The 6,686-nt window shown below is 39.8% G+C and carries 5 protein-coding genes and 1 rRNA gene; all 6 read right to left on the bottom strand.

All coding sequences use genetic code 11. The features are described from left to right. Positions 1 to 158: 158 nt before the first annotated feature. Positions 159 to 266 (bottom strand): methionine/alanine import family NSS transporter small subunit, encoded by a 108-nt coding sequence (locus FTU16_RS16120; RefSeq protein WP_078194501.1) that lies wholly within the window; start codon positions 264 to 266, stop codon positions 159 to 161. 1 nt (position 267) lies between these two features. Beyond that, complete coding sequence (locus FTU16_RS16115) at positions 268 to 1,752, bottom strand: sodium-dependent transporter (protein WP_180163686.1); 1,485 nt, start codon at positions 1,750 to 1,752, stop codon at positions 268 to 270. 367 nt (positions 1,753 to 2,119) lie between these two features. Continuing rightward, a complete protein-coding gene (locus FTU16_RS16110; protein ID WP_373683909.1) occupies positions 2,120 to 2,650 on the bottom strand; it encodes a DUF1287 domain-containing protein in 531 nt (176 codons plus the stop codon). Between the two features lie 115 nt (positions 2,651 to 2,765). Continuing rightward, entirely contained in the window at positions 2,766 to 4,211 is a 1,446-nt protein-coding gene (locus FTU16_RS16105; RefSeq protein ID WP_180163684.1) for an aldehyde dehydrogenase family protein, read from the bottom strand. Positions 4,212 to 4,573: 362 nt separating this feature from the next. Beyond that, positions 4,574 to 5,947, bottom strand: a complete 1,374-nt coding sequence (locus tag FTU16_RS16100) for an MFS transporter (protein ID WP_180035039.1) — start codon at positions 5,945 to 5,947, stop codon at positions 4,574 to 4,576. A gap of 631 nt (positions 5,948 to 6,578) precedes the next feature. Beyond that, a 5S ribosomal RNA gene (gene rrf, locus FTU16_RS16095) occupies positions 6,579 to 6,686 on the bottom strand; the annotation flags it as partial.

The raw sequence follows: 6,686 nt of genomic DNA, 5'->3' as shown, positions 1-6,686 counted from the left end.
GAATTATCCAAGTGAACTTATTCGAAAGGAAGTATTTGAAATCGCTATTCTCACCAGACAAGAGGGTGATAAAACAAGAGGAACCTCAATTGAGGTTCCTCTTGTGATTTTTGTGGGACAGCAGTGACCCTCGGGTTCCTTTTTATCAACGATGAAGCTTAATCTTCTTCATCTGGATGTTTTGCTAAATGAATCGACGCTAAGATCAAACCGCCCCAAAGTAAAACCATTGAAATGATCATCATGATTAATGCAGATGTATTCATGTTATTTCTCCTCAGGTTTTTTGTCTTTCATGCAACTAAATACAATCGCACCAAGCGCAAAGATCGCAATGACTAAACCGGCTACAGGCAATAACACGTCAACTGGATAACCACCATAGCCTTTAGACGCAACGTCTTTAATGGTTAATCCTAAAGCTACTAATAATGAAAGCGGAGTAACAACCGTTAATAAGAAGTTCCAACCAAAGCCCAATTTGATACTTGAATATTGATTCACATGATCACGTAATTGCGCAAGCAATGGACGACGGAACCACGACACCAAGATAATCGAGAACAAACCACCCGCCACGATACCAATGTTATTGGCAAAGTAGTCAATGATGTCAACGAAAGTAATCGCACTGTGGGTTGAGAAAATTAAAGTCGATACAATGGCAGAACCACCCGCAACAATCGTTACAGCTTTTTTACGTGACCAGCCGAATTTATCTTGGAACGACGCAATTGGCACTTCCAAAATACTCACCATTGACGTTATACCCGCAACTGCAAGTGATGAGAAGAACAAGAAACCAAATAAATCACCGCCCGTACCCAAGCTCGAAATGATTTTCGGGAAAGCAATAAACGCAAGACCAATACCGCCTGAAACCACTTCATTTACAGGTACCCCCGCACTATGTGCCATAAAGCCCAATGCCGCAAAAATACCAATACCCGCTAAAATTTCAAATGATGAGTTGGCTAATGCAACGACTACACCTGAACCGGTCAAGTTGGTTTTTGCTTTTAAGTAAGACGCATAGGTCAACATAATCCCGAAACCAATCGATAACGAGAAGAAGATATGACCAAAGGCTGCTAACCATACTTTATAGTCAGTCATCGCATCCCAGTTTGGCGTAAAGAATGCATTTAAACCTTCTGTAGCACCCGGTAAACGCACTGCTTGAATCACCAAAATCGAGAACAAAATCACCAACAATGGAATAAAGATTTTATTCGAAAGCTCTACACCCTTCTTCACACCACCATATAAAATGAACATGGTAATCGCCCAAACAATCACCAATCCAAAAAATAAGGTCGGTACAAAACCAAAGGCAATTCCATCGGCATTTTGCAAGTAGGTATTAAAGAAGAAGCCTTGCGTATCTTCACCCCATTTTTGACCAATTGAGTAGAAAATATAACTGCCGGCCCATGACAATACGCTGGCATAGTAGATCCCGATGATGAGTGTCACCATCACTTGCCACCAGCCTAATGCCTCACTGTTCATAAGTTTTTTATATGCAGTAGGCGGTGCTTTTCGGAATTTATGCCCCACTGCATAATCTAAGAATAATAAAGGCAAACCCGCTGCAAAAATTGCAATTAAATAGGGAATTAAAAATGCACCGCCACCATTTTCATACGCCACGTAAGGGAAACGCCAAATGTTTCCCAAACCTACAGCGGAACCAATAGCGGCAATGATAAATCCTGATCGTGCCGACCAGTTTTCACGATTATCTGACATAGAACACCTAAACCTCAGGCATCTTTAACTGCTGCTTGTTATGGTTATATCGCGAGCAAAAAAAGAACCATAAAAATAAAATTCTGGGTGTTTGATCTGGTGAGATACCTTGTGAGCGTCTATACCAAATTGCAAACAGAAAAATCACATGCGCATTTTGGTTAAAAACACCACAAATAACTTTCCCTTTGTATGAATTAACAATACTCACTTTTTTTAAGTTTTTCTGTAATTTCTACGGCAAATATTCCATTTTTATAATGTGTTTAGGCTTAAATGTTCATTTAATCAGCTTATTTTTCATACAATTTAAGTTATCAATAATATAACTTTTAGGAATATTTTATTTCCGATTAAATTTTTATAGTTATTTCACTCGATAATGTCCGGTAATTTGATAGGCATGTAAAATATCTTCTTCCTGTGTGCCCTCTCCAATATTATGGATGATGAGCGGAACATCGCTAGCTTTCACTTTATGATCTGAAACCACGCCGATATGCACTAAACCACGTCCTAAGTCCCAAGTGACAATATCTCCTGCCAAATACTGTTTATCTTTGACAACAAAGCCCTGACGTTGCATCCAAGTTTGAATATTGGGAACACGCCGATGATCAATATTTTTATCAGTACTTTTTAAGCCCCATTTTTGTGGATACTGCTTAAAATTGGCTTTCATATCTTCATGAATGGCTTTTTGTAAATCAATCCCTTGCTGTCGTAATGCACGAATTATCACATCGGTACAAACACCCTTGATTAAGGGAACATCTCCCATCGGATAACGCAGTGCAGTATATGCAGGATCATAATATAAGGTTTTCCCAATTTGACTGCGTGCATCGGTCACCATTTGAGTGGCGTTAAAGGCAAAGACAGCCATATTCACGGTCATCAAACTGACCAATAATAAAATTCGTTTCATTTTTTCTTATGCACTTTAGTTTTTGAAATGATTAAAAAATGGGCTTCGAACAGATCCATACTGAACCAAGCCCAAGTTTAAACTGCTACAGTTTTATCGCCAATACGCGTTCTTCTTGCATATCTCGAATGGCAGACTGAATTCCTTCACGGCCTAAGCCAGAATCTTTTACGCCACCATATGGCATGTTATCAACACGGAAAGATGGAATGTCATTAATAATCACTCCACCGACATCTAAGTGATTCCACGCATACAGCATTTTATTCAAATTTTGCGTATAGACGCCCGCTTGTAAACCAAAACGGCTGCTATTAATTTTGGCGATGCCTTTTTCAAAATTTTTGTATTTCTCTAAAATCGCTACAGGGCCAAAGATTTCATCTTTATACACTTCTAGTGATTCATCGACATTTTCCAATAAAATTGGATCGAGCAAAGCCCCCTGATGTTCACCACGAACCAATGCTTTAGCACCTTTTTTTACTGCTTTATCGACCCATTTATGCACGCGTGTTGCTTCCGCTTCCTTAATCATTGGACCGACCATGGTGCTTTCCAACTGAGGATCAGCCGCTTTAAGCTGCTTCATTCTCGCCACAAGTTTTTTCTTCACATCGGCATAGATATCGGCATGCACCAAGATGCGTTGTACGCTGATACACACCTGCCCTGCATGGTTATACGCCCCACCCACTAAGCGCTCAATAAATGCTGCTGAAATTTCCGTATCGGGCTCAACCAATACCGCAGCGTTGCCACCGAGTTCCAAAGTCACTTTTTTACGTCCCGCACGCGCTTTCATATCCCAACCCACAACATCGGAACCGGTAAAGCTGAGCAGTTTAAATCGGTCGTCTGTGACTAATACATCTGCATGTTCCCGTGGACAAGGTAAAACCGAAAAGGCACCTTTAGGTAAATCTGTTTCTGCTAAAACTTCCGCAATTTTTAAAGCTGAAATAGGCGTCAAACTTGCAGGCTTCAACACAAATGGACAGCCTGCAGCAATGGCAGGTGCAATTTTATGCGCAGTCAGATTGATCGGAAAATTAAACGGGCTGATCAACGATACAGGGCCTATCGGCACATGTTTGACCATGCCTTGATAGCCAGATGCCGCTGCAGTAACCGCCAATGGGATCATGCGACCATCATCCATCTGTGTGACAGCATCGGCAGCAATTTGAAAGGTATTAATTAAACGTTCAACTTCAGCAGCTGCGGCTTTACACGGTTTTCCACCTTCCGCAATTAAAATTTCAGTCAATTCTGCACGCATTTCATTAAAACGTTTAACACAGTGCAGTAAGATTTTTTGTTTTTGAAAAGGTTCCAATGCCGCCATTGCAGCGCTAGATTTAACCGCTGAATCAATGGCTTTTTCAATGGTTGCAGCATCTGCGAGTGCAACGCGTGCATATACGTCTTGGGTATATTTTTGATCCACTTCTAACCACTGATCGGTAGTCAATGCTTTACCTGCAACATAGAGCGGATAGTCTTTTATATCTTGTACGGCTTTGGACATGACGATATTTCCATGATCTTGAGACATTATTGATAAATGTGAATAAATCTATGCCTCTATCATGCGCTGACTGAGCACAGAGTTCACTATATTTAAGTAACAAAATGAACCTCAAGCCTCAAACTTGATTACTTATACGCCCTGAACTTCATCCCCTATTTTCAGACCTCTGCTTGTACTGAAAAACGTATGATCGAGTCTCTATATAACGATGAAATTAAATTAGAAAAGCTATTTAAAATATTAAATCTCATTATTTATCAATATGTTTTAATAAATCATTCAGCCCCAATTCAATGATAAGAATTATGAGTACAACATAAAAAAAGCCCATCAAATGACGGGCTTTTTAAATCTATGTTTTAGCTATACGAACGCTGTGTTTTCACTGAAGCCTTATTCACATTTTCTAAAGCGGCAACCTCTTCATCCGTTTGCGCTTTGCGAATAAAGAACACTGCAATCGCTGCGATGACTACTGGAATTCCTACGGCCATAAAGTTAATTTGATGTGGCAATTCTTGTGATAATAAATAGCCGATCAGAATAGGACCAACAATCGCACCTGTACGACCAACTGCAGAAGCCCAACCAATACCTGTCGAACGTACAGACAACGGATAGTACTGTGCAACATAGCTATACAGCAAGATTTGTGAACCAATTGCCGATGCACCTGCGACTGCAACCAAAAGATAGATCACAGGCTGTGGTGAATTAAAGCCGAGTAAAGATAGTGCCACAGCACCTGCGAGACATAATGTAATGATCACCGGTTTTAAATGGAATTTGTCAGCTAAAATACCGCCGCCAATCGTACCAATCACCGCACCAATATTCATCGCCAATAGGAAGGTCAAACTGCTACCTAATGAATAACCTGCGGCCATCATTAGTTTTGGTAACCAACTGCCTAATGCATAAAGGGTTAATAGACACATAAAGAAACACAGCCAAAACAACATCGTACTTACGCCACGACCTTGCTTATACAACGCTTTAACAGACGTTCCACCCGGAACCGCAACTTCAGTCAGTTCCAGTTGAGTATTTGCAGTCACGGTTTGTTCAGGTGCAATGGTTTGAATCATACGACGTGCTTCATCATGACGATTCACCTTCACCAAAAATGTGAGCGATTCAGGTAAAAATTTCCAAGCAAATGGCAACAGTAACAGTGGAATACCCGCAATGAAGAACATGATTTGCCAGCCATAATCCGCAGTAAACCATGAACCAAAGAGAGCCGCCATGATGCCACCCATTGCATAACCACTGAACATAGTGGTCACTAAAGTACTGCGTAGATGCTTAGGTGCATATTCAGATGTCAATGCCACAAGGTTCGGTAATACCCCACCAATGCCAAGTCCAGCAATAAAACGTAACGCGCCAAATTCCGTTGGATTTGATGCAAAACCGCCTAAAAATGTGAATGTACTGAATAAAAATACACAAATCATGATAACTTTTTTACGGCCAATCCTATCAGCCAAAGTACCAAACATCATGGCACCAAACATCATCCCTGCAAGTGCTGTACTCGCTAGCATACCTGCCTGAACAGCTGTTAATCCCCAATCTTTCATCAATAAAGGCAGCGCAACACCATTGATCGCTAAGTCGTAACCATCAAATAAAATAAGAATTAGACACCACATCATGATGCTAAAATGCGATTTTGTGAACTTAGCGTTATCGACAACGCTATTCACATTCATTGTGCTTGTAGACATTGAACCTCACCTCCAATTGTGAGTTTTATTTTTCGCTACAATGCCGTTTTTGACTGTAAATTGTCCAAAATTACAAAGGTATAGACCCATACCTTTCAGATATATCCATGTTGTTTGGGAATAAAATGTCATAAAAACTCGGATATTTTTGAAATATTTATACATAAAAAAGTCGATGGACTGCGGGTCTAGTTTTTATAATGATTAATTATCAATGTGTTATTAGAAGCTAAATCACAATCAGACGATAGATTATTTGATATGAAAATTGTCAGAATAAAACTCAAATTTTATAGAAAAAAATCGCAACTCTACGATCTAAGTCGTAGATTTCTAAATCATAAGTCATCAGACATCACTTAAGTCGATAGTTAGACATTTAAACTGTTGTTTTAGCTGACTTACATTCAGATTTTCCGGCATTTTAAGCTGAGAATTACTTTAATTGATGATTTTTGAATGCGTTGATTGTCTAATAATCATCCATGTTTAGATAATTCAAGCCTCAATCTAACAATATTTTTATCATTTCCCTATTTTATCCTGCTGCTTTTCTTATTATTTTTTTCCCTTTTTTCTCCACGCATAAAAAAAACCCCCAACGTTTAAGTTGGGGGTGTTTCGAATAATGAGCTGGCGATGACTTACTCTCACATGGGTAACCCCACACTACCATCAGCGCTAAGAGGTTTCACTTCTGAGTTCGGGAAGGGATCAGGTGGTTCACTCTTGCTATTGT

Source organism: Acinetobacter sp. YH12069 (genome assembly GCF_013419675.1).
GTDB classification, from domain to species: Bacteria; Pseudomonadota; Gammaproteobacteria; order Pseudomonadales; family Moraxellaceae; genus Acinetobacter; species Acinetobacter amyesii.
This window is presented reverse-complemented; position numbering and strand designations above follow the sequence as displayed.